The following is a 21,951-nucleotide window of genomic DNA, read 5'->3' on the forward strand; positions in this document are numbered from 1 at the left end:
AAAAGTCCCAGAGAAGTCCCAGAGGCGCCGCCACGCCCCCTCTCGCCTCGCATTCATGCAGGTCAGGTAGGGTGTGACGGCAATTTTTCTCAGGACGCTCAGATGTCCCGGAAGATCTCGATCTGCGCCCCGATGGAGTTCAGCCGCTCGGCGAGGTCCTCGTAACCGCGGTTGATGACATACACGTTCCGCAGTACGGACGTGCCCTCCGCCGCCATCATCGCCAGCAGGACGACCACGGCGGGCCGCAGGGCGGGCGGGCACATCATCTCGGCGGCGCGCCAGCGGGTCGGGCCCTCGACCAGGACGCGGTGCGGGTCCAGCAACTGCAGCCTGCCGCCGAGGCGGTTGAGGTCGGTCAGATAGATCGCGCGGTTGTCGTAGACCCAGTCGTGGATCAGCGTCTTGCCCTGCGCGGCGGCCGCGATGGCGGCGAAGAACGGGACGTTGTCGATGTTCAGACCCGGGAACGGCATCGGGTGGATCTTGTCGATCGGCGCCTCCAGCTTGGAGGGCCGCACGGTGAGGTCCACCAGCCGGGTACGGCCGTTGTCCGCGAAGTACTCGGGCGTGCGGTCGTGGTCGAGCCCCATCTCCTCCAGGACCGCCAGCTCGATCTCCAGGAACTCGATCGGCACCCGGCACACCGTCAGCTCCGACTCGGTGACCACGGCGGCGGCCAGCAGGCTCATCGCCTCGACCGGGTCCTCGGACGGCGAGTAGTCCACGTCCACGTCGATGGCCGGCACGCCGTGCACGGTGAGTGTGGTGGTGCCGATGCCCTCCACCCGGACGCCTAGCGCCTCGAGGAAGAAGCAGAGGTCCTGGACCATGTAGTTGGAGGACGCGTTGCGGATGACCGTCACGCCGTCGTGCCGCGCGGCGGCCAGCAGCGCGTTCTCGGTCACGGTGTCGCCGCGCTCGGTCAGCACGATCGGCCGGTCGGGGCGTACGGCACGGTCGACCACGGCGTGGTACTGACCCTCGGTCGCCGCCACGTCCAGGCCGAACCGGCGCAGCGCGATCATGTGCGGCTCGATGGTCCGCGTGCCGAGGTCGCAGCCGCCGGCGTAGGGCAGCTTGAAGTGGGTCATCCGGTGCAGCAGCGGGCCGAGGAACATGATGATGGACCGCGTGCGTACGGCGGCCTCGGCGTCGATCGCCGCCATGTTCAGCTCGGCCGGCGGCACGATCTCCAGATCGATGCCGTCGTTGATCCAACGGGTGCGCACACCGATGGAGTTGAGCACCTCGAGAAGGCGGTAGACCTCCTCGATGCGGGCGACGCGGCGCAGCACCGTGCGCCCCTTGTTGAGCAGCGAGGCGCACAGCAGGGCCACGCATGCGTTCTTGCTGGTCTTGACGTCGATGGAACCGGACAGTCGACGTCCGCCGACGACCCTCAGATGCATCGGCCCGGCGTATCCCAGGGACACGATCTCGCTGTCCAGGGCTTCACCGATCCGGGCGATCATCTCAAGGCTGATGTTCTGGTTGCCGCGCTCGATGCGATTCACGGCGCTCTGTGAGGTGCCGAGCGCTTCGGCCAGCTGCGCCTGTGTCCAGCCTCGGTGTTGCCGGGCGTCACGGATGAGCTTGCCGATGCGTACGAGGTAATCGTCTGCCATGAGGTTGAGGTTATCTCAGATATGAGATGGCACATCCCAAGGGGGCCATTCGGGTGACGGCCCGTCAATGTCGCCTGGCGGCACGGGTGCGACGCCACCCGAAAGGTCCGGGCAAATCAACCGATGTCGTACGACGTCCGGTTCTGCTGTATGTGCGCCGCGGACCGTGCCCAGCGCCGGTGGTGATGGACCAGGAGTGCCGGTTGATGTTCAGCCGCACTCCCAGCAGGATCCGGAAGCTCCTGCGGAATGTGAGGGGCATGGACGTCTCCCTCCGGGGTCGCCGTACGTGCCCCTCGGTTACCCCGACTTGGCGAACCGATGGCACCTCGTCAGGCAGAGGCCCCGGAGACGGTGTCCGCGACCGACCTGAAAAGACCGGCTCGGCGCACGCAGCGCCGAGCCGGTCTTTTCCGTGATCCGTCCCTCGTGGCCGGTCAGTCCGTGCCGGACTCCATCGCGGCGCGGTCCAGCAGGGCGTCCTGCTCGGAGACCTCGCCGCGGGAGGCGATGGCCTCGGCGCCGCCCGCGGGCATCTCCGGCATGCTGCCGATCAGGCCGGTCGCGGCCGCCTGGGAGGCGCCGACGGCGGGGCTGCCGGTGCCGATCAGGCCGAGGCCGACGTACTGCTCCAGCTTGGCGCGCGAGTCGGCAATGTCGAGGTTGCGCATGGTGAGCTGGCCGATCCGGTCCACCGGGCCGAACGCCGAGTCCTCGGTGCGCTCCATCGACAGCTTGTCCGGGTGGTAGCTGAACGCCGGGCCGGTGGTGTCGAGGATCGAGTAGTCCTCGCCGCGCCGCAGGCGGAGGGTGACCTCGCCGGTGACGGCCGCGCCGACCCACCGCTGCAGCGACTCACGGATCATCAGCGCCTGCGGGTCCAGCCAGCGGCCCTCGTACATGAGGCGACCGAGGCGCCGGCCCTCGTTGTGGTACTGGGCGAGGGTGTCCTCGTTGTGGATCGCGTTGACCAGGCGCTCGTACGCGGCGTGCAGCAGGGCCATGCCCGGCGCCTCGTAGATACCGCGGCTCTTGGCCTCGATGATCCGGTTCTCGATCTGGTCCGACATGCCCAGGCCGTGGCGGCCGCCGATGGCGTTGGCCTCCATCACCAGGTCGACGGGGGAGGCGAACTCCTTGCCGTTGATGGTGACCGGACGGCCCTGCTCGAAACCGACCGTCACGTCCTCGGCGGCGATCTCGACCGACGGGTCCCAGAACCGCACGCCCATGATCGGCTCGACGGTCTCGACGCCCGTGTCCAGGTGCTCCAGGGTCTTGGCCTCGTGGGTGGCGCCCCAGATGTTGGCGTCGGTGGAGTACGCCTTCTCCGTGCTGTCCCGGTAGGGCAGGTCGTGGGCGACGAGCCACTCCGACATTTCCTTGCGGCCGCCGAGCTCGGTGACGAAGTCCGCGTCCAGCCAGGGCTTGTAGATCCGCAGGTTCGGGTTGGCCAGCAGGCCGTACCGGTAGAACCGCTCGATGTCGTTGCCCTTGAAGGTCGAGCCGTCGCCCCAGATCTGGACGTCGTCCTCGAGCATCGCCCGCACCAGGAGGGTGCCGGTGACGGCACGGCCGAGCGGCGTGGTGTTGAAGTACGCCCGTCCGCCCGAGCGGATGTGGAACGCCCCGCAGGTGAGCGCGGCCAGGCCCTCCTCGACCAGCGCCGCCCGGCAGTCGACCAGGCGCGCGACCTCGGCGCCGTAGGTCTTGGCGCGGCCGGGCACCGAGGCGATGTCGGGTTCGTCGTACTGGCCGATGTCAGCGGTGTAGGTGCACGGGACGGCGCCCTTGTCGCGCATCCAGGCGACCGCGACCGAGGTGTCGAGACCGCCGGAGAAGGCGATGCCGACGCGCTCGCCGGTGGGCAGGGAGGTGAGGACCTTGGACATAGGAAGAGTATGCATGATTCCGCATGATCATGCAAAGGGTGTGTGGGAGGCCTCACTTCATGGGGGTCTCTAGGTCTCTCTTTGCGGGGTCTTTCGGTGTTGTCGCTGACATGATCGGCCGCATGAAGGTACTTGTGATCGGGGCGACGGGAACGATCGGCGGCGCTGTGGCCAGTGCGTTGGAGGGGTCTCACGAGGTGGTCCGAGCCGCGCGCGGCGGGCCGACGAGAGTCGATCTGGAGGATCCGGCCTCGCTGGACGCGCTCTTCGGTGAGGTGTCCGATCTCGATGCGGTGGTGTGCTGCGCTGCCAGTGGCCCCTTGGTGGATCTGGAAACCGCCTCCGACGACGAGATCGCGGCCGGGGTCAAGGGCAAGCTGTTGGGTCAAGTCGCGCTGGTCCAGCGGGCTGTGCGTCACCTGCGGGACGGGGGCTCCGTCACGTTGACCGGCGGCACGTTCTCCGCCCCGCTGGCGGGCGGGTCGCTGGGCGCCCTCATCAATGCCGGCCTGGAGGGCTTCGTTCGGAATGCGGCCGCCGAGTTGCCGCGAGGGCTGCGCATCAATGTCGTCAGCCCTGGCTGGGTCAAGGAGACCCTGGAGGGCATGGGGGCGGACGGGGTGGACGGCACGCCCGTCGCCGAGGTCGCCGAAGCCTATGTGGCAGCCGTGGAAGGCGCTGCACAGGGCCGGACGATGCGCCCGTGACGCGCGCGGGAGGGAGGCCGGGCATGACCATCCCGGCCCCATGTACTAGAGTTATCTCGACATCGAGATATCTGCCGAGGTGCACCGCAGCCGCGCGGCGCCCACCGGTCCAGCGGTAAGGCTTACCTAACTTAGCCTGACCTTAGCGGATCGGCCAAGTAGCCGTGGCGGCAGGATCGTGGTGGTACGCGCACATCAATGAAGGAGACTGTCGTGTCGGCGAACAGCTTCGACGCCCGCAGCACGCTGCAGGTGGGCGACGAGTCGTACGAGATCTTCCGGCTGGACAAGGTCGAGGGCGCCGCGCGCCTCCCTTACAGCCTGAAGGTGCTGCTGGAGAACCTCCTCCGCACCGAGGACGGCGCGAACATCACCGCCGACCACATCCGCGCCCTCGGCGGCTGGGACTCCCAGGCCAAGCCGTCGCAGGAGATCCAGTTCACGCCGGCCCGCGTGATCATGCAGGACTTCACCGGCGTGCCCTGTGTCGTCGACCTCGCCACCATGCGTGAGGCCGTCAAGGAGCTCGGCGGCGACCCGGCGAAGGTCAACCCGCTCTCCCCGGCCGAGCTGGTCATCGACCACTCCGTCATCGCCGACAAGTTCGGCACCAACGAGGCCTTCGCGCAGAACGTCGAGCTTGAGTACGGCCGCAACCGCGAGCGCTACCAGTTCCTGCGCTGGGGCCAGACCGCGTTCGACGACTTCAAGGTCGTCCCGCCGGGCACCGGCATCGTCCACCAGGTGAACATCGAGCACCTGGCCCGCACGGTCATGGTCCGTAACGGCCAGGCGTACCCCGACACCCTCGTCGGCACCGACTCGCACACCACCATGGTCAACGGCCTCGGTGTCCTCGGCTGGGGCGTCGGCGGTATCGAGGCCGAGGCCGCGATGCTCGGCCAGCCGGTCTCGATGCTCATCCCGCGCGTCGTCGGCTTCAAGCTGACCGGCGAGCTCAAGCCCGGCACCACCGCCACCGACCTCGTGCTGACCATCACCGAGATGCTCCGCAAGCACGGTGTCGTCGGCAAGTTCGTCGAGTTCTACGGTGAGGGCGTGGCCGCCACCTCCCTCGCGAACCGCGCCACCATCGGCAACATGTCGCCGGAGTTCGGTTCCACCGCCGCGATCTTCCCGATCGACGACGAGACCATCAAGTACCTGAAGCTGACCGGCCGCTCCGAGCAGCAGCTCGCGCTCGTCGAGGCGTACGCCAAGGAGCAGGGCCTCTGGCTGGACCCGAAGGCCGAGCCGGACTTCTCCGAGAAGCTCGAGCTGGACCTCTCCACGGTCGTCCCGTCCATCGCCGGCCCGAAGCGCCCGCAGGACCGCATCGTCCTCGCGAACGCCGCCGAGCAGTTCACGCAGGACGTCCGCAACTACGTCGACACCGTGGACGAGGCGGGCCAGGAGTCCTTCCCGGCCTCCGACGCCCCGGCCATCCACCCGAACGGCGCGCCGTCCAACCCGGTCACCGTGACCGCCCCCGACGGCTCGACGTACGAGATCGACCACGGTGCGGTGACGGTCGCGGCCATCACCTCCTGCACCAACACCTCGAACCCGTACGTCATGGTCGCCGCCGCGCTCGTCGCGAAGAAGGCCGTGGAGAAGGGCCTGACCCGCAAGCCGTGGGTCAAGACCACCCTCGCCCCGGGTTCGAAGGTCGTCACCGACTACTTCGACAAGGCGGGCCTCACCCCGTACCTGGACAAGGTCGGCTTCAACCTCGTCGGCTACGGCTGCACCACCTGCATCGGCAACTCCGGCCCGCTGCCGGAGGAGGTCTCCAAGGCCGTCAACGACCACGACCTCGCGGTGACTTCGGTCCTCTCCGGCAACCGGAACTTCGAGGGCCGTATCAACCCCGACGTCAAGATGAACTACCTGGCCTCCCCGCCGCTGGTCGTCGCGTACGCCCTCGCGGGCTCCATGAAGGTGGACATCACCAAGGACGCCCTGGGCATCGACCAGGACGGCAACCCGGTCTTCCTGAAGGACATCTGGCCCTCCGAGGCCGAGGTCAACGACGTCGTGGCCAACGCCATCGGCGAGGACATGTTCAACAAGTCCTACCAGGACGTCTTCGCGGGCGACGCCCAGTGGCAGGCGCTGCCGATCCCGACCGGCAACACCTTCGAGTGGGACGCCGAGTCGACCTACGTCCGCAAGCCCCCGTACTTCGAGGGCATGACGATGGAGACCACCCCGGTCTCCGACATCACCGGCGCCCGTGTGCTCGCCAAGCTGGGCGACTCGGTGACGACAGACCACATCTCGCCCGCCGGCGCCATCAAGGCCGACACCCCGGCCGGCAAGTACCTCACCGAGCACGGTGTGGAGCGTCGTGACTTCAACAGCTACGGCTCCCGCCGTGGCAACCACGAGGTCATGATCCGCGGTACGTTCGCCAACATCCGCCTGCGCAACCAGATCGCGCCGGGCACCGAGGGCGGCTACACCCGCGACTTCACCCAGGCCGACGGGCCGGTGTCGTTCATCTACGACGCCTCCCGCAACTACATCGAGCAGGGCACCCCGCTGGTCGTCCTGGCCGGCAAGGAGTACGGCTCCGGCTCGTCCCGCGACTGGGCCGCCAAGGGCACCGCGCTCCTGGGCGTCAAGGCCGTCATCGCCGAGTCGTACGAGCGCATCCACCGCTCGAACCTCATCGGCATGGGCGTGCTCCCGCTGCAGTTCCCGGAGGGTGCCTCGGCCGAGGCCCTCGGTCTGACCGGCGAGGAGACCTTCTCCTTCACCGGCGTCGAGGAGCTCAACAACGGCACCACGCCGCGCACGGTCAAGGTCACCACCGACACGGGCGTCGAGTTCGACGCGGTCGTCCGCATCGACACCCCCGGTGAGGCCGACTACTACCGCAACGGCGGCATCATGCAGTACGTGCTGCGCAGCCTGATCCGGAAGTAAGCCTTCCAGTACGCCGCTTGAGGGCCGCATCCCCGGTGACGGGGGTGCGGCCCTTCGCCGTTCCCGCGCGGAGAAACGGCCGCGTCCGTGTGCTCATCGTCGACGACGAGCCCGTGCTTACCGACGTGCTCTCCGTGGCCGTAGAGGAGGCGGGCCGGCGCGCCTGTCCGGCGCTGGACGGGCAGAGCGCGCTGAAGATCGCGCGAGGCTGCCCGCCGCACGCCGTCGTGCTGGACTGGATGCTGCCCGACCTGAACGGCCTCCAGGTGCTGCGCCGCCTTGAGGTACGAGCACCCGGAGCTGCCGGTGCTGACGCTCGCCGCCCGTGACGCCCTGGAGCACCGCCTCGACGGGCTCGGAGCCGGTGGCGTCCGCCGGACACTCGCCCGCAACCCTCGCCCGCAACCCTCGCCCGCAACCCCTGAGGGGTCCCGCAGGGCCGCACCGACCCGGTGCGGTCCTTGTGCGCCAGGCGTTTACATCCGCGCCACACGGCGCTACCTTCCGCAGCAGACGGGGTGGGAGCGCTCCCATGGCGGTGGACCGGAACCCGCCGCCCGGACCCGCTCCCGCCCCGCGTTCCGCACGCACCTCCACACACGCATCCGCACGGACTGTGCCTGAAGGAACGGACCTGAGTGTCATGATCCTGACAAACTCGGGGGCGACCGCGCCGCCGCCCCGCCGATTAACTCTCCCCACCCGCGCCAGAGCCCTCTTCCTCGTCCTGGTCTCCCTGCTCGCGACCATCCCGGCCGTGGCCCTCGTCATGAGCACCGGCGGTGCGGCGGAGGCCCACGGCACCCCCATGAAACCGGGCAGCCGCACCTTCCTGTGCTGGCAGGACGGCCTCACCGACACCGGTGAGATCAAGCCGGTCAACCCGGCCTGCAGGGCGGCCCAACAGATCAGTGGCACAACGCCGTTCTACAACTGGTTCTCGGTGCTCCGCTCCGATGGCGCCGGCCGCACCCGTGGCTTCGTGCCCGACGGCGAGCTGTGCAGCGGCGGCAACACCAACTTCACCGGCTTCAACGTGCCGCGCGACGACTGGCCGCTCACCCACCTCACCTCGGGCGCGACGGTCGACTTCTCCTACAACGCCTGGGCCGCGCACCCCGGTTGGTTCTACGTCTACATCACCAAGGACGGCTTCGACCCGAAGCAGACCCTCACCTGGGACGACATGGAGGAGCAACCCTTCCTGTCGGTCGACCACCCGCCGCTCAACGGCTCCCCGGGCACGGTCGAGGCCAACTACTCCTGGACAGGAAAGCTTCCTGACAACAAGTCAGGCCGCCACATCATCTACATGGTCTGGCAGCGCTCCGACAGTCAGGAAACCTTCTACTCCTGCTCCGACATCGTCTTCGACGGCGGCAACGGCGAAGTGACCGGCATCAAGGAGCCCGGCAACCCGACCGACCCGGTGCCCGGCGAGTGCTCCGCCACCCGTCGTACGACGGGCAGTTGGTCCGGCGGCTACCAGTCCGAGGTGACCGTCACCAACTCCGGCGACGTCCCGATGCTCGGCTGGATGGTGGACTGGACGCTCCCCGGCGGCCAGAAGGTCGAAAGCCTCTGGAGCGGCAACGCGACCTACAGCGGCCAGAACGTGATGGTCCACAACGCCGACTGGAACGGCTCCCTGAGTCCCGGTCAGAGCGCGACATTCGGCTACGTCGTCTCCGGCTCCGGCGGCGACAGTACGACGACCCTGCCCTGCAGGGTGGGCTGAACCGCCGTTCAGTGCGGACCCGGTGGGCGTGGAGCCGTCGCCCGCCGGGTCCGTCGGCGATCCGCGCGCGGCGGTGACGGCGCGATGGCGGCTCGGCGGCCCGGCAGTCCGAGGCGTGGCGGCGAAGTGTTTGACGGGAGAACGAACTGGTAACAGCAGGCAACCGAAAGAGGGTTGGCTTGGTCTAGTCCGCCATGAAGATCTCTTTCCTGCTGCACAACGCCTACGGGATCGGAGGCACGATCACCACCACGTTCAATCTGGCCCAGGCGCTGGCCGAGCGGCACGAGGTGGAGATCGTCTCCGTGCTGCGACACCGGGAACGCCCGAACTTCACCCTGGACCCGAGGGTGGCCTTGAGGCCCCTGGTGGATCTGCGGCACGAGAAGGAACATCCCCTGCATCTGAGACCGGCAAGAGTCTTTCCTGTCGCCGAGTACCGCTACCAGCAGTACAGCGAGCTGACCGACCAGCGGATCGGGGAGTGCCTGGCGGCGATCGACGCCGACGTCGTCATCGGCACCCGGCCGGGCCTCAACGTGCACCTCGCGCTCCAGGCGCCAGAGCACGTCGTCCGCATCGGGCAGGAGCACCTCACCCTCGACAACCATCCGCCCCGGCTGCGCACCGCACTGCGCAAGGCCTACCGGCGGCTCGACGTGCTCACCACGGTCACCGAGGCGGACGCCGCCGCCTACCGGCGCAAGATGCGGCTGCCCGGGGTCCGGGTGGCGGCTCTCCCGAACAGCGTCCCCGATCCGGTGCTGCCCGCGGCGGACGGCACCGCGAAGGTGGTGGTCGCGGCCGGCCGACTGGTCCCGGTGAAGCGCTACGACCTGCTCGTCGAGGCCTTCGCCCTGGTCGCCGCCGAGCACCCGGACTGGCAACTGCGCATCTACGGCAAGGGGGAGGAACACGCCCGGCTGCGCCGGCTCGTCCACAGCCTCGGCCTGAGCGAGAACGTCTTCCTGATGGGCGCGGCGGCCCCCATGGAGGCCGAGTGGGTCAAGGGCTCGATCGGCGCGGCGGCGTCCAACTTCGAGCCGTTCGGCATGACCATCGTCGAGGCGATGCGCTGCGGACTGCCGGTGGTGAGCACCGACTGCCCGTACGGACCCGGCGAGATCATCGAAGACGGCGTCGACGGCCGTCTGGTCCCGGTCGGGAACCGGGATGCGTTGGGCGCCGCGCTGCTGGACCTCGTCCGTGACGACGAGCGACGCCGGCGGATGGGCCGTACGGCGATGGAGAACGCCCGACGCTTCGCCCCGGCCCCGGTCGTGGAACAGGCAGAGCGCCTGATCGACGAGGCCATCTCGGCCCGCCGGGCCGGCCAACCGGTCGCACCGGAAAGCGGCCGAATACACCGAGCCCTGGTCAGCCAGGGCTTCGCCGCGCGCGACGCCGCATACGCGGCGGCCTCCGGCGCTCTGCGCACGGTACGGAGGGGACGTCGATGAACACCGAACCCGAAACGACACGTGACGAGACACGCGACATGACCGGTGACCCGCACCTTCGGGTCCACTGCACGACCGACGCGGACGGCCGGATCACCTTCATCGTCCAGCGATCGGAGCCCGCCACCCTCCAGTCGCCCCAGTTGCTGCTGCGGCTGCGCCCCAAGAAGGGCCAACCCGAGAAGCTCCTGCACGCGCTCGATCTGGAGCCCGTGGACGACAGCCGCCTGCGCGCCGTCCTGGAGACGCAGCCCGCTCTCGCCGACGGCCGGTGGGACGTGTACCTGCTCGCCGAACCCGGAGCGCAACGGCAGCGCATGCGCCCCGGGCTGCGTGACCTGCGCGCCCTCGTCGACGGACACACCCGGGACCGGCCGTCACCGGTGGCCGTGCGCGTCCCGTACGCCACCAAGGACGGCTATCTCGCGGTGCGGGCCTGGCTGCGTACCGCCCACGCGGAGGTCGAGCGCGTCGACGTCAGGGACCGGTCGATGACGGTCAGGGCACGGCTGCACGGCGCCACGCTCGCCGAGGGAGCCGTCGTACGGCTGCGTCTGCGGGGCGGTGACGGCGTCGTACGGACGCTGGGGCCGCAGGTCGAGGGCGACGGCCCGGCGTTCTCCTTCACCGTGGACTACGAGGAGTTGGCCGCCGACCAGGGCGCACGTCCCGGTACCGGAACCCGCGTCTGGGACATCTCCGTCCAGTCCGGACCCGCTGCGGGGGCCCCTGTGATCCGGATCGGCCGTCTGCTGGACGACGTGGCGGACCGCAAGGAGATCTTCGTCTACCCGACCGCCGAGGTCGGCGATGCCACCGTGCGTCCCTACTACACGGTCGACAACGACCTCTCCGTGGAGGTGACGGCCGCGACGGAGTGATGTCCGTTCTCGGGCGGACCCGGTGGGCGTTGAGCCGTCGTCCATCAACGGACGACGAAGTCGAGCCAGTTGTCGCCGCCACCCCGAACGGCCGGCTACATCGCGCCCAACACGGCGGCCAGCCAGTCCAGTTGGCGGCGCACGTGCACCGCGTCGCCGCCTTCGTGGCCGTTGAACGGATAGGCGTGGATCTCCTTGCGCGGATCGGCGCCCGACAGCTCCGCATAGCGGTTGTAGGCGCCGTAGGCCCCGCTCGGCGGGCACACCGTGTCGCGCAGGCCGACGCCGAAGTGGGCCGGGGCGTGGGCGCGCCGGGCGAAGGCGATCCCCTCCATGTAGGACAGCGTGTCGTACGCGGCCCGCTCGGCGCCCCGGTGCACGGAGAGATACGCGGCGATCTCGCCGTACGGTGACGCGTCGGTGAGGTCGAGTGCGCGTCGGATGCCGCACAGGAACGGGGCGGTGACCAGGAGCGCGGCGAGGTCGGGGACCAGCCCCGCGACGGCCAGGGCGAGCCCGCCGCCCTGGCTGTTGCCGACGGCGGCGATCCGTGAGGCGTCCACGCCCGGCAGCGCGCGCAGCGCCGCGACCGCACGTACCGCGTCCGTGATCAGGCGGCGGTAGTGGTGGTCCCGAGGGGAGAGCAGGCCGCGTACCGCAGGGCCCGGGCCGCCCGGTGCCGTGGCGTGCGGGTCGGGGGTGGCGCCGCCGTTGCCGTACTGGTCGCCCTGGCCCCTGTTGTCCATCAGCAGATGCGCGTACCCGGCGTTCACCCAGGTCAGCCGCTCGTGCGGGAGGCCCCGGCCCCGGCCGTAGCCGGCGTACTCGACGACGGCGGGCAGCGCATCGCGCACCCCGGCCGGTCTGCTGAACCAGGCCCGCACCGGATCGCCGCCGAACCCCCGGAACGTCACATCCCAGGTCTCGGTCAGCCGCAGGCCGGTCTGCACCGGGTGCGCGGACACCAACACCTCCGGCTGCGCAGCCTCCTTGAGAGTGTCGTGCCAGAACTCGTCGAAGTCGGCGGGTTCCTGGGGATCCGGGCGGTAGCGCTTCAGGTCCTCGAGCGGCAGGTCGAACGCGGGCACCAGAAACCTCCGATTGTTGCGGTTCTACATCAGAATGTTTCGTGCTCTCTGGCTCACCCGGGTCACCGTCTCCCCGACTGGCCTTCCCTGTCAGTCCCATTGACAGCCATTACACCCGCCCATAACCTCGCCGCAAAGTTGCCGGTACGACTCCGAAACTTTCGGTGCCACCGGGAGGCCACCTGCATGAGCACCTCCACCACGTCGGTTCCACCGCCCGGCACACAGGGGCCGCCGCCGACGAAGGCTCCACCCCGCCGCGGGCGGCGGGCTACCCGCACCGGCCGGCGGCGGGCGCTGCGCCGGGACTGGCAGTTGTACTCGCTGGCCGTGCTGCCACTGCTGTTCTTCCTGGTCTTCCGCTATCTGCCGATGATCGGCAACGTGATCGCCTTCCGGCGCTTCGAGCCGGGCGGTTCGATCTTCGGCGAGGAGTGGGTGGGGCTGCGCTATGTCGAGATGTTCCTCAGCGACCCCACCTTCTGGCAGGTGTTCCGCAACACCCTGTGGCTCGGCGGACTCACGCTCGTCTTCTGCTTCCCGATCCCGATCGTGCTCGCGCTGCTGCTCAACGAGGTGCGCCGACGTGCGCTGAAACGGTTCGTGCAGTCGGTGTCGTACCTTCCGCACTTCCTGTCGATCGTGATCGTCGCGGGCATCACCCTGCAGATGCTCGCCACGGACGGGCCCGTCAACCACGCCCTGGGGTGGTTCGGGCACGACCCGATCCGGTTCATCCAGGAACCCGAGTGGTTCCGCACCGTGTACGTCGGCTCGGAGATCTGGCAGACCGCCGGCTGGGGCACGATCCTCTACCTCGCCGCGCTCACCACCATCGACGAAGACCTGTACGAGGCCGCCCGCATCGACGGCGCCAACCGCTGGCAGCAGATCTGGCACGTCACCCTGCCCGGCATCCGGCCCACCATGATCACGCTGCTGATCCTCAACATCGGCACCTTCATGGCCGTCGGCTTCGAGAAGGTCCTGCTGCTGTACAACCCGCTGACCTATCCGACGGCCGACGTGATCTCGACGTACGTCTACCGGGCCGGTGTCGAGTCCAACAGCTTCAGCTACGCGGCCGCCATCGGGCTGTTCGAGGCGATCATCGGCCTGGTCCTGATCACGTCCGCCAACACGCTCTCGCGCCGCACAGTGGGGACCAGCCTGTGGTGAAGCCGAGCCGTTCCTACCGGGTCTTCCAGGGCGTCAACGGGGTGGTCCTCACCCTCGTCGTGCTGGTGACCCTGTACCCCTTCGCCAACATCGTCTCGAGGTCCTTCAGCGGGGAACGCCAGATCCGGGCCGGTGAAGTGACCCTGTGGCCCAAGGGGTTCAACCTCACCACGTACAAGATCGTGTTCCAGGACTCGATGTTCTGGCGGAACTACGGCAACACCGTGTTCTACACGGTCGTATCCACCGCCGTCGCCATGATTCTGACGACCTGTTACGCCTACGTCCTGTCGAAGAAGAACCTCAAGGGGCGCGGGGTGCTCGTCGGCGTCGCCGTGTTCACGATGTTCTTCACCGGCGGCCTGATCCCCAACTACATCCTGGTCACCGAGCTCGGACTGAAGAACAGCGTCTGGGCGATCGCGCTGCCCAACGCGATCAGCGTCTTCAACCTCCTGGTGATGAAGGCCTTCTTCGAGAGCCTGCCGACCGAGCTGGAGGAGGCCGCCCAGATCGACGGCCTGAGCACCTACGGCATCCTCCTCAGGATCGTGCTGCCGCTGTCCAAGGCGGTCGTCGCGACCATGGTGCTCTTCTACACGGTGTCCTTCTGGAACTCCTGGTTCAGCGCGTTCCTCTACATGGACCACTCCGATCTGATGCCGGTCACCGTCTATCTGCGCAACCTCATCGCGGGCGCCACCGGTGCCGGCAACGCCGGTGCCGGCACCGCGGAGATGAGCCAGGTCGGCGCGAGCATCCAGGCGGTCACGATCGTGCTCACCGCGCTGCCGATCATCTGCGTGTACCCGTTCGTCCAGCGCTACTTCGTCTCGGGTGTGATGCTCGGCGCGGTCAAGGGCTGATCCCAGCAACTCACCTACGGAACAAGGGAGTTCCCATGAAGAACACAGGAGAGCTGTCGCGGCGTCAGATCCTGGCCGCTGCGGGTTTCATCGGCCTCGCCGCCCTCACCGGCTGCGGCAGCGGTGACGACGGAGGCGACTCCAAGGACCTGTCCAAGAAGCAGAACGGCGCGATGAAGGAGTACCAGGCCGGCCAGCAGTTCAAGGCCTCCAAAGCGCTGTCCTTCTCGATGCTGCACAACGACAACCCGGTCTACCCCCTCAAGACCAGCTGGCTGTTCTGGAAGGAGGTCACCAAGCGCACCGGGGTCACCATCAAGCCCGTCGACGTCCCGCTGGCCGACTACGAGAAGAAGCGCAGCGTCCTCATCGGCGCGGGCGACGCCCCCTTCCTGATCCCCAAGACGTACCACCCCTCCGAGGTCGCCTTCGTGTCGTCGGGCGCGATCCTCCCGGTCAGCGAGTACGTGCATCTGATGCCCAACTTCCAGGACAAGGTGAAGAAGTGGAGGCTCGAGCCGGAGCTCGACTCCATCCGCCAGTCCGACGGCAAGTACTACCTGCTGCCCGGCCTGCACGAGAGGCCCAAGGCCGGCTACTCGCTGTCCTTCCGCACGGACATCCTCGACAAGCACGGCCTGACCCTGCCGAACACCTGGGACGAGGTGTACGACGTCCTCAAGGCGCTCAAGGCGGAGTACCCCGACAAATACCCCTGGACCGACCGCTGGAGCACCAACACGCCCTTCCCGTGCGGCGCGCTGTTCATGTACCTCGGCCAGGCGTACGGGGTCAAGGCCGGCTGGACGTACGACAACATCAGCTTCGACACCAAGGCGCAGAAGTTCGTCTTCACCGCGACCCAGGACGCCTACCGGCAGATGGTCGAGTACCTGAGAAAGATCGTCGCCGAGAAGCTGCTCGACCCGGAGAGCTTCACCCAGCAGGACGACCAGGCCGTGCAGAAGCTGCTGGCCGAGAAGTCCTATGTGATCAGCGCCAATCCGCAGGAGCTGGTGCAGAACTACCGCTACAACCTGGGCAAGCAGGTCAAGGGCTCGAAGATAGAGATGGTCCCGGTGCCGCTTGGACCCGCCGGCCCGGTCCTGCTGAGCGGCATCCGGCTGGAGAACGGCGTCATGATCTCCAGCAAGGCCCTCAAGAGCGCCGACTTCGTCGCGATGATGCAGTTCGTGGACTGGCTCTGGTACTCCGACGAGGGCCAGAAGTTCTGCAAGTGGGGTGTGGAGGGCGTCACTTACACCGAGGCCGACGGCAAGTACCGGCTGGAGCCCGGCATTTCACTGATGGGCTCCGACCCGGACGCCCCGAAGGACCTCCAGAAGGACTACGGCTTCTTCAACGGCGTCTTCACCTACGGCGGCAGCTGGGAGCTGGTGTCCTCCAACTTCAGTCCGGACGAGAAGAAGTTCCAGGACGTCATGTCCCAGCGCAAGGAACTGCCCGTCGACCCGGCCCACCCGCTGCAGTCCTTCGAGCAGGAACAGGCGACGCTCTGGGACACCCCGCTCAAGGACACCGTCATCCAGAACACCCTGCAGTTCGTCCTCGGCAAGCGTCCGATGTCCGAATGGGACGCTTTCGTCGCCGAGTTGAAGGCGAAGAACCTGCAGCAGTTCGTCGACCTGCACAACAAGGCGTACGAGCGGTACAGGAAGGAGAACGGGTGACCCGCGCCCCCGGCCGGAAGCGCAGCCGCCGGGAGGTGCCGTGAGCACAGTGCGTACGGCCGACTTCGGCACCGGAGTCCTCTCCCGCGCCGTCGGCCTGATCCACACCCTCGTCACGGTGGAGGCGCTGCTCCTCCTCGCCGCAGCGCCCGGCCTCGCCGGCCTGCTCCTCCTCGCCCCCGACCCCGCCAACCTGCCGCTGGCCGCCGTATGCCTCCTCCCGCTCGCCCCGGCGCTGTCCGCCGCGCTGTACGCCCTGCACCACCGCAGCCGCGACCTCACGGACCTGCACCCGGCCCGCACCTACGCGCGCGGCTGGCGGCTCAACGCCCTCCCGGCCCTGAAGCTGTGGACGCCCCTGCTCGCCTGGTTGACCGTCATCGCCTTCACCCTGACCCACTTCTCCGCCACCGGCCTGCCCGGCTGGTGGGCGGTGCTGCTCGGGGTGATCGGCGCCGGCTCCCTGCTGTGGGGCGCGCACGCGCTGGTCCTCACCTCGCTGTTCGCCTTCCGCAGCCGCGACACCGCCCGCCTCGCCGCGTACTTCCTCTTCCGCCGCGCCCGCGCCACCCTCGCCGCCGCCTCCCTGCTCGTGCTGGTGGCCGCGTCGACCGCCCTGCTGACCGAGGCCCTGCCCGCCCTGCTGGCCGCCCCACTGCTGCTCTCCCTGCTGCACAGCAGCCGCCCGGTGATCGCCGAGACCGAGGAGGACTTCACCGCATGACCGCGCAGCGCACCCCGAAGATCCCGTACGGCGGCGACTACAACCCCGAGCAGTGGCCGGAGCCGGTCTGGGACGAGGACCACCGCCTGTTCACCCGGGCCCGCATCGACACCCTCACCGTCGGCGTCTTCTCCTGGTCCCTCACCCAACCCGCCCCGGACACCTACGACTTCACGACCCTCGACCGCATCCTCGACCGCGCGGCCGCCGAGAACCGCCAGGTCTGCCTGGCCACCGGCACCGCGGCCCTCCCACCCTGGCTCGCGAAGCGGCACCCCGAGGTCAACCGCACCGACTTCGAGGGCCGCCGCCACCGCTACGGCCAGCGCCACAACTTCTGCCCCAGCTCACCGGCGTACCGCGACTACGCCACGGCGATGGCGGCCCGCCTCGCCGAACGCTACGCGGACCACCCGGCGCTGCTCGCCTGGCACATCAACAACGAGTACGGCGGTGTCTGTTACTGCGACCTGTGCGCGACCGCCTTCCGCACCTGGCTCCAGGACAAGTACGGCACCCTCGGCGCCCTCAACGACGCCTGGTGGACGACCTTCTGGTCCCACCGCTACACCGACTGGGCCGAGATCGAGCCCCCGAACGCCCTCACCGAGCACTGGCGCGGCCCCGACCACACCGCCTTCCAGGGCATCACCCTCGACTACGCCCGCTTCACCACCGACGCCCTCGTCGGCTGCTTCCTCGCCGAGAAGGAGGTGATCCGCGCCCACGACCAGGACACCCCCGTCACCACCAACTTCATGGGCATGTTTCGCCCCCTCGACTACCACCGCTGGGCGCCCCACCTCGACTTCGCCTCCTGGGACAGCTACCCGCCCCTCGACGCTCCGCCCACCTGGCCCGCCCTCGCCCACGACTTGATGCGCGGCCTCAAGGACGGCGCCCCGTTCTGGCTGATGGAGCAGACCCCGTCCACGACGGCCTGCCGTGACGTCAACCCCCTGCGCCGCCCCGGCGAACTCCGCCTCGCCACCTACCAGGCCATCGCCCACGGCGCCGACGCCGCCCTCTACTTCCAGATGCGCGCCTCCCGCGGCGCCTGCGAGAAGTACCACGGCGCGGTCATCGGCCACGCGGGCCGCGACGACACCCGAGTGTTCCGGGAAGTGGCGGATCTGGGACGGGAGTTGGAGACCCTCGGCGACGCGACCCTCGGCGCCCGCACCCCGGCCCGCACGGCCCTCCTCTTCGACTGGGACAGCTGGTGGGCCCTGGAGATCTCCGACGGCCCGTCCCGACTGGTGAAGTACCAGGAGGTGGTCCACGCCTACTACCGGGCCGCCCGCGAGGCCGGCGCGGACGTGGACGTCGTCCCGGTCACGGCCGACCTCACGGCGTACGACGTGGTCCTCGCTCCTGTGCTTCACCTGGTGAAAGGCGACCTCGCGGAGCGCCTGGAAGCAGTCGCCGCACGTGGCGGCACCGTCCTGACGACCTTCCTCTCGGGCCGCGTCGACGAACACGACCGGGCCTTCCTGACCGACGTACCCGGCCCGCTCGCACCCCTCATGGGCGTCCGCGTCGACGAATGGGACGCGAGGCCGCCGGACGTCGTGCAGCCCGTCCAGCTGGGGGAGCTGACCTGCGAGGCACGCCTGGTCTTCGAGATCGTGCTGCCGCGCGGCGCCGAGCCGGTCGGCACGTACGGCGCCGACTTCTACGCGGGCACCCCGGCAGTGACCCGCAACCGATTCGGCGAGAGCGGCGGCGAGGGCTGGTACGTCGCCACCGCCCTGGACCAACCCGGCGTTGCCAAGGTCGTCCGCATGCTCCTCGCCCGCCACGACCTGCTCGGCCCATACGCCGACCAGCCCACCGTCGAGACGACGAGCCGCATCGCCCCCGACGGCACCCGCCTCCTCTTCCTCCTCAATCACGCCTCCCAACCGGCCCGCCTGACCGCCCACACCACGGCCACCGACCTGCTGACCGGTAAGCGGGTCGAGGAGGGCGAACCCCTCACCCTCGACCCGCTGGGCACAACCATCCTGCGCCTTCAGTAGATGCGCCGCCCATGTGCGTCGGCCACACCTGACTTGCGGAAGAAGTAGCTGTTGACCTGATCGCGCCACTCGCGGGCAGTGCGGAGCTGCTCCTCGAACCGCTCCGTCACCCGCGCGTGGCGCGCCGGATCCACCAGTCCCTCGAGCTCCGCCCATACCCGACGGGCCTCCTCCACCTCTTCCACGCCCTCGAAGTGCGTGTCATAGATGTGCTGGATCACCGTCTTCCCACTGCGGAGCATGTGTCCGTACGACACGTGGTGGAAGAACAGCAGCAGCTCGTCGGGGCAGGTCTCCGGCGACTCGTACAGCTCGGCCCAGGGCTTGGGGTACTGCCCCGCGTACCCGGTACCGGTGGCGCAGCTGCGGTCGACCCCCACTCCGTCCCGATCGGCGAAGTGGTACGTCCCCCACGGGCTGTACTCGTAGCCGTCCAGGCTCGGCCCGTAGTGATGACCGGGCTGCACCATCCAGCCCACCCCGAGCGGCGCGGTGTACTTCTCGTACGTCCGCCACGAACCGTCCATGATCGCGTGCAAGCGCGTGTCGCCGGGCCCGAAGGAGAGCCGGATCCACTCGTCGAGGATCCCGCCCGGATCCGCGTCCGGCTGCCAGGCCAGCCGCCCGAAGGTGTACAGGTTGGCCTGGGCGAGGGGATGCCCGGTCCAGAACGGGTCGTCGCCGATGTTGGACACGGCGACGAGGCCACCGCGCGCCAACTCCCCGACGGACGACCCCTCTTCGGGCCGGAACCGCAGCACCTCGCTCCACATCGGCCCCAGCCAGCACACATGCCGCTGCTGCCCCGTGTACTCCTGCGTCGCCTGCAGCTCCACCGCCAGCCGGGTGCGCGGCATCGCGCCGATCAGCGGCGAGACCGGCTCGCGCACCTGGAAGTCCATCGGCCCGTGCTTCACCTGGAGCACGGCGTTCGCGGCGAACTGCCCGTCCAGCGGCACGAAATGGTCGTACGCGGCACGCGCCCGGTCCGTCGTCCGGTCCCGCCAGTCCTGGCGGTGGTTGTAGACGAACGCCCGCCAGTGCACCGTCCCGCCGTACCCCGCGGCGGAGCCGCTGTCAGATGCAGTCAGCGCCGCGGCCAGCATGTTGGCGCCGTCCGCGTGGCTGCGACCGTAGGCGAACGGCCCCGGCCGGCCTTCGGAGTCGGCCTTCACCACATACCCGCCGAAGTCGGGGATCGCCTCGTACACCCGCGCGGTCGCCTCGGCCCACCACCCTCGCACCGCCTCGTCCAGCGGATCGGCGGTCGGCAGCCCGCCGAGCACCATCGGGGCGGCGAAGGTGACCGACAGATGGGTACGGATGCCGTACGGCCGCAACGCGCCCGCGATGGCGGCCACTTCACCGATTCGGTCGGTCAGCAGATGCGCCTCGGTCGCGTGCACGTTGACGTTGTTCACGGCCACGGCATTGATCCCGCAGGCCGCCAGCAGCCTGCCGTATGCCCGCACCCGCCCCAGCAGCTCACCGCGCGCCCGCCCGTCCGCCCAGAACAGCGACCCGCCGGCGTATCCGCGCTCCACCTGGCCCATGACCGGATGCACGGCCACGTTGTCCCAGTGATCGAGCATGCGCAGCGCCGACTCGGGCCGGTGCTCCTCTGGTCCGTACGAGTCCTGGAACGCCGTCTCTCCGAGCCGTACGACGTGGAAGAGGCCGTACAGCAGCCCGGATCCCCCGGACGCGGTGACGGTCGTACGGCCGTCACCGCGCTCGACGGTGAACGCCTCGCCGCCGTCGCCGCTCTCGGCGCCGGTCAGCTCCAGCACCAGGTCGTACGGCCCGGGGGACCCGTCGCGCGAGACGCTTCCCCCGAACCGTGCGCAGGCCTGCGCCACTTCCCCGTGCACCGTGTCCACCAGCGGACCCGAGCCGCGGATCAGCGTCCGCCGGGTGCCGATCGGCCGGAACGCCTCGTCCGGCAGCCAGGCCGGATCGACACCCTGCATGAGACCCCCCATGCTTCTCCCCATGTCCCTGCTCAGGCGAGCAGTTCGACTTCCGACAGCACCGCCTCGCCGTCGAGCACCAGGCGGTACTTCCCGTACGTACCCGGAGACCCCACGGAGAACGCCCGTGTCTGCCGGTCCCAGGTGAAGGACTGCCCCGAGCGTTTGTCGAGGGTCTCCCACGTGGTCCCGTCGTCCGATCCCTGGAGCGTCCAGCCGGTCGGCGCCTGGGCCCGGTCCGACGGCGACGTCAGGGTGTACTGGACGGCCTTGGCGCGCCCGGACACCGGCAGCTCCAGCGAGGAGACGCTCGCCTGGGTCGCCGACGTGTTGTCGAACAGGGCACCCTCACCCTTCAGCACATCCGCCCGAGGCACCGGCACCTCGTCGTCCTGGGTGATCGACACCGGCGCCGCGTTCTTCCCGGTGCCCCACAAGGAGGGCCGCGGCCCCATGTCGAACTCCAGGACGCCGCCCTTCGCGATCAGCGAGTGGGGGAGTGAAGTCGACTTCCAGGGCACGCCGTTGACCCTCAGCCCCTGCACATACACATGGCGCGCGCTGTTCTTCGGCGCCTTGACGACCAGCTCCCGGCCGTTCTCCAGATGGACTGTCGCCTTGGTGAACAAGGGCGACCCGATGGCGTACTCCCCACTGCCCATCACCAGCGGATAGAAGCCCAGCGCGGAGAACAGGAACCAGGCCGACTGCTCGCCGTTGTCCTCGTCGCCGTGGTAGCCCTGCCCGATCTCGCTGCCGACGTACAGCCGCGACAGCACCTCACCTGATTCTTTCGAGGATGCCCCGGCGTTCACGCCGGGGAGGAATCGCATCCCGTGACGGCGACGCGGAGCGTCGCCGTGTCCGGTCTCCTGGGCCGCGGAGCGCCCGCAAAGCCGCCGACGGAGCCGAAAAGCGAACGGGTGTGCCCGTGTTCGCCGGTGAGGGTGACTTTGCCGTAGTGGGGTACGGGTGTGCGCATGTCGCACGTACGGTCTCATCGTGGAAGCTGGGCGATCGGGCGGGGCGTGGGAGGGGGGATGTCGTGTCGGGGGTGAAGGAGGCCGGGGACGCCGGGCATGCCCGGTGGACGTTCCGGCTGCGCGTGTCGTCGACCGCCGAGCGTGCGCTGCTGGCGGAGTGGGACCGGTGCCGGTGGATCTGGAACGAGTCCG

At 69.1% G+C, this 21,951-nt stretch carries 16 protein-coding genes and 2 pseudogenes; 12 read left to right on the forward strand and 6 right to left on the reverse strand.

The window, feature by feature from the left end; translation table 11 throughout:
* Nucleotides 1–98: 98 nt before the first annotated feature.
* The 3 genes from ADL12_RS38695 to argG form a co-directional block, all read right to left on the reverse strand.
* Nucleotides 99–1,628, reverse strand: a complete 1,530-nt coding sequence (locus ADL12_RS38695) for a helix-turn-helix domain-containing protein (protein ID WP_062711882.1) — start codon at nucleotides 1,626–1,628, stop codon at nucleotides 99–101.
* Nucleotides 1,629–1,692: 64 nt separating this feature from the next.
* Nucleotides 1,693–1,890 carry a DUF4236 domain-containing protein gene (locus ADL12_RS51625; RefSeq protein ID WP_079052507.1) on the reverse strand — a complete coding sequence of 66 codons (198 nt, stop codon included), beginning with the start codon at nucleotides 1,888–1,890 and terminating at the stop codon, nucleotides 1,693–1,695.
* 175 nt (nucleotides 1,891–2,065) lie between these two features.
* A complete protein-coding gene (gene argG / locus ADL12_RS38700; protein WP_062711885.1) occupies nucleotides 2,066–3,520 on the reverse strand; it encodes an argininosuccinate synthase in 1,455 nt (484 codons plus the stop codon).
* Between the two features lie 122 nt (nucleotides 3,521–3,642).
* Here argG and ADL12_RS38705 point away from each other — a divergent pair, with 122 nt between their 5' ends.
* From ADL12_RS38705 to ADL12_RS38730, 6 genes are all read left to right on the forward strand, one after another.
* A complete protein-coding gene (locus ADL12_RS38705) occupies nucleotides 3,643–4,227 on the forward strand; it encodes a short chain dehydrogenase (RefSeq protein WP_062711926.1) in 585 nt (194 codons plus the stop codon).
* 213 nt (nucleotides 4,228–4,440) lie between these two features.
* Nucleotides 4,441–7,158, forward strand: a complete 2,718-nt coding sequence (gene acnA, locus ADL12_RS38710) for an aconitate hydratase AcnA (protein ID WP_062711889.1) — start codon at nucleotides 4,441–4,443, stop codon at nucleotides 7,156–7,158.
* Nucleotides 7,159–7,175: 17 nt separating this feature from the next.
* Nucleotides 7,176–7,487, forward strand: coding sequence for a response regulator (locus ADL12_RS57240; RefSeq protein WP_341846397.1), 312 nt, complete (start codon nucleotides 7,176–7,178; stop codon nucleotides 7,485–7,487).
* Nucleotides 7,488–7,801: 314 nt separating this feature from the next.
* Nucleotides 7,802–8,896, forward strand: coding sequence for a lytic polysaccharide monooxygenase auxiliary activity family 9 protein (locus tag ADL12_RS38720; RefSeq protein ID WP_062711892.1), 1,095 nt, complete (start codon nucleotides 7,802–7,804; stop codon nucleotides 8,894–8,896).
* Between the two features lie 194 nt (nucleotides 8,897–9,090).
* Nucleotides 9,091–10,356 (forward strand): glycosyltransferase family 4 protein, encoded by a 1,266-nt coding sequence (locus ADL12_RS38725; RefSeq protein ID WP_062711895.1) that lies wholly within the window; start codon nucleotides 9,091–9,093, stop codon nucleotides 10,354–10,356.
* Nucleotides 10,353–11,237, forward strand: coding sequence for a transferase (locus ADL12_RS38730; RefSeq protein WP_425265192.1), 885 nt, complete (start codon nucleotides 10,353–10,355; stop codon nucleotides 11,235–11,237). Before ADL12_RS38725 ends, ADL12_RS38730 begins: the two co-directional genes overlap by 4 nt.
* Before the next feature lie 95 nt (nucleotides 11,238–11,332).
* Here ADL12_RS38730 and ADL12_RS38735 read toward each other — a convergent pair whose 3' ends face one another.
* Nucleotides 11,333–12,325, reverse strand: a complete 993-nt coding sequence (locus tag ADL12_RS38735; protein WP_062711898.1) for an acetylxylan esterase — start codon at nucleotides 12,323–12,325, stop codon at nucleotides 11,333–11,335.
* A gap of 186 nt (nucleotides 12,326–12,511) precedes the next feature.
* On the opposite strand from ADL12_RS38735, the gene ADL12_RS38740 reads away from it, so the two are divergent.
* Genes ADL12_RS38740 through ADL12_RS38760 form a run of 5 tightly spaced genes read left to right on the forward strand, consistent with a single transcriptional unit; the run spans nucleotide 12,512 to nucleotide 18,806 of the window.
* The gene (locus ADL12_RS38740; protein WP_062711900.1) at nucleotides 12,512–13,504 is read left to right on the forward strand and encodes an ABC transporter permease; all 993 of its coding nucleotides are present in this window, start codon (nucleotides 12,512–12,514) and stop codon (nucleotides 13,502–13,504) included.
* Nucleotides 13,498–14,370, forward strand: a complete 873-nt coding sequence (locus ADL12_RS38745) for a carbohydrate ABC transporter permease (protein WP_062711903.1) — start codon at nucleotides 13,498–13,500, stop codon at nucleotides 14,368–14,370. The genes ADL12_RS38740 and ADL12_RS38745 overlap by 7 nt, the downstream gene beginning before the upstream one ends.
* A gap of 35 nt (nucleotides 14,371–14,405) precedes the next feature.
* A complete protein-coding gene (locus ADL12_RS38750) occupies nucleotides 14,406–16,061 on the forward strand; it encodes an ABC transporter substrate-binding protein (RefSeq protein ID WP_062711906.1) in 1,656 nt (551 codons plus the stop codon).
* A 40-nt stretch (nucleotides 16,062–16,101) separates the two neighbouring features.
* The gene (locus ADL12_RS38755) at nucleotides 16,102–16,785 is read left to right on the forward strand and encodes a YesL family protein (protein WP_062711909.1); all 684 of its coding nucleotides are present in this window, start codon (nucleotides 16,102–16,104) and stop codon (nucleotides 16,783–16,785) included.
* On the forward strand, nucleotides 16,782–18,806 hold the full coding sequence (locus ADL12_RS38760; protein ID WP_062711912.1) for a beta-galactosidase: 2,025 nt from the start codon (nucleotides 16,782–16,784) through the stop codon (nucleotides 18,804–18,806). The genes ADL12_RS38755 and ADL12_RS38760 overlap by 4 nt, the downstream gene beginning before the upstream one ends.
* Here ADL12_RS38760 and ADL12_RS38765 read toward each other — a convergent pair.
* Nucleotides 18,800–20,788: an alpha-glucuronidase gene (locus ADL12_RS38765; RefSeq protein WP_244188204.1), complete on the reverse strand. Its 1,989-nt coding sequence runs from the start codon at nucleotides 20,786–20,788 to the stop codon at nucleotides 18,800–18,802. The two genes, ADL12_RS38760 and ADL12_RS38765, sit on opposite strands and share 7 nt — an antisense overlap.
* A gap of 20 nt (nucleotides 20,789–20,808) precedes the next feature.
* Nucleotides 20,809–21,564: pseudogene (locus ADL12_RS38770) on the reverse strand (glycoside hydrolase domain-containing protein); the annotation flags it as partial.
* Nucleotides 21,565–21,821: 257 nt separating this feature from the next.
* On the opposite strand from ADL12_RS38770, the pseudogene ADL12_RS57245 reads away from it, so the two are divergent.
* Nucleotides 21,822–21,951 (forward strand): annotated as a pseudogene (locus ADL12_RS57245) (RNA-guided endonuclease TnpB family protein); the annotation flags it as partial.

The organism is Streptomyces regalis, assembly GCF_001509475.1.
GTDB lineage: Bacteria > Actinomycetota > Actinomycetes > Streptomycetales > Streptomycetaceae > Streptomyces > Streptomyces regalis.

Excerpts from the sequence above, each read along its gene's own strand:
- ADL12_RS38760 (WP_062711912.1), top strand. The coding sequence starts at position 16,782 with ATGACCGCGCAGCGCACCCCGAAGATCCCGTACGGCGGCGACTACAAC.
- ADL12_RS38725 (WP_062711895.1), top strand. The coding sequence starts at position 9,091 with ATGAAGATCTCTTTCCTGCTGCACAACGCCTACGGGATCGGAGGCACG.
- ADL12_RS38750 (WP_062711906.1), top strand. The coding sequence starts at position 14,406 with ATGAAGAACACAGGAGAGCTGTCGCGGCGTCAGATCCTGGCCGCTGCG.
- ADL12_RS38740 (WP_062711900.1), top strand. The coding sequence starts at position 12,512 with ATGAGCACCTCCACCACGTCGGTTCCACCGCCCGGCACACAGGGGCCG.
- ADL12_RS38765 (WP_244188204.1), bottom strand. The coding sequence starts at position 20,788 with ATGGGGGGTCTCATGCAGGGTGTCGATCCGGCCTGGCTGCCGGACGAG.
- ADL12_RS38720 (WP_062711892.1), top strand. The coding sequence starts at position 7,802 with ATGATCCTGACAAACTCGGGGGCGACCGCGCCGCCGCCCCGCCGATTA.
- ADL12_RS38730 (WP_425265192.1), top strand. The coding sequence starts at position 10,353 with ATGAACACCGAACCCGAAACGACACGTGACGAGACACGCGACATGACC.
- argG (WP_062711885.1), bottom strand. The coding sequence starts at position 3,520 with ATGTCCAAGGTCCTCACCTCCCTGCCCACCGGCGAGCGCGTCGGCATC.
- ADL12_RS38705 (WP_062711926.1), top strand. The coding sequence starts at position 3,643 with ATGAAGGTACTTGTGATCGGGGCGACGGGAACGATCGGCGGCGCTGTG.
- ADL12_RS51625 (WP_079052507.1), bottom strand. The coding sequence starts at position 1,890 with ATGCCCCTCACATTCCGCAGGAGCTTCCGGATCCTGCTGGGAGTGCGG.
- ADL12_RS38695 (WP_062711882.1), bottom strand. The coding sequence starts at position 1,628 with ATGGCAGACGATTACCTCGTACGCATCGGCAAGCTCATCCGTGACGCC.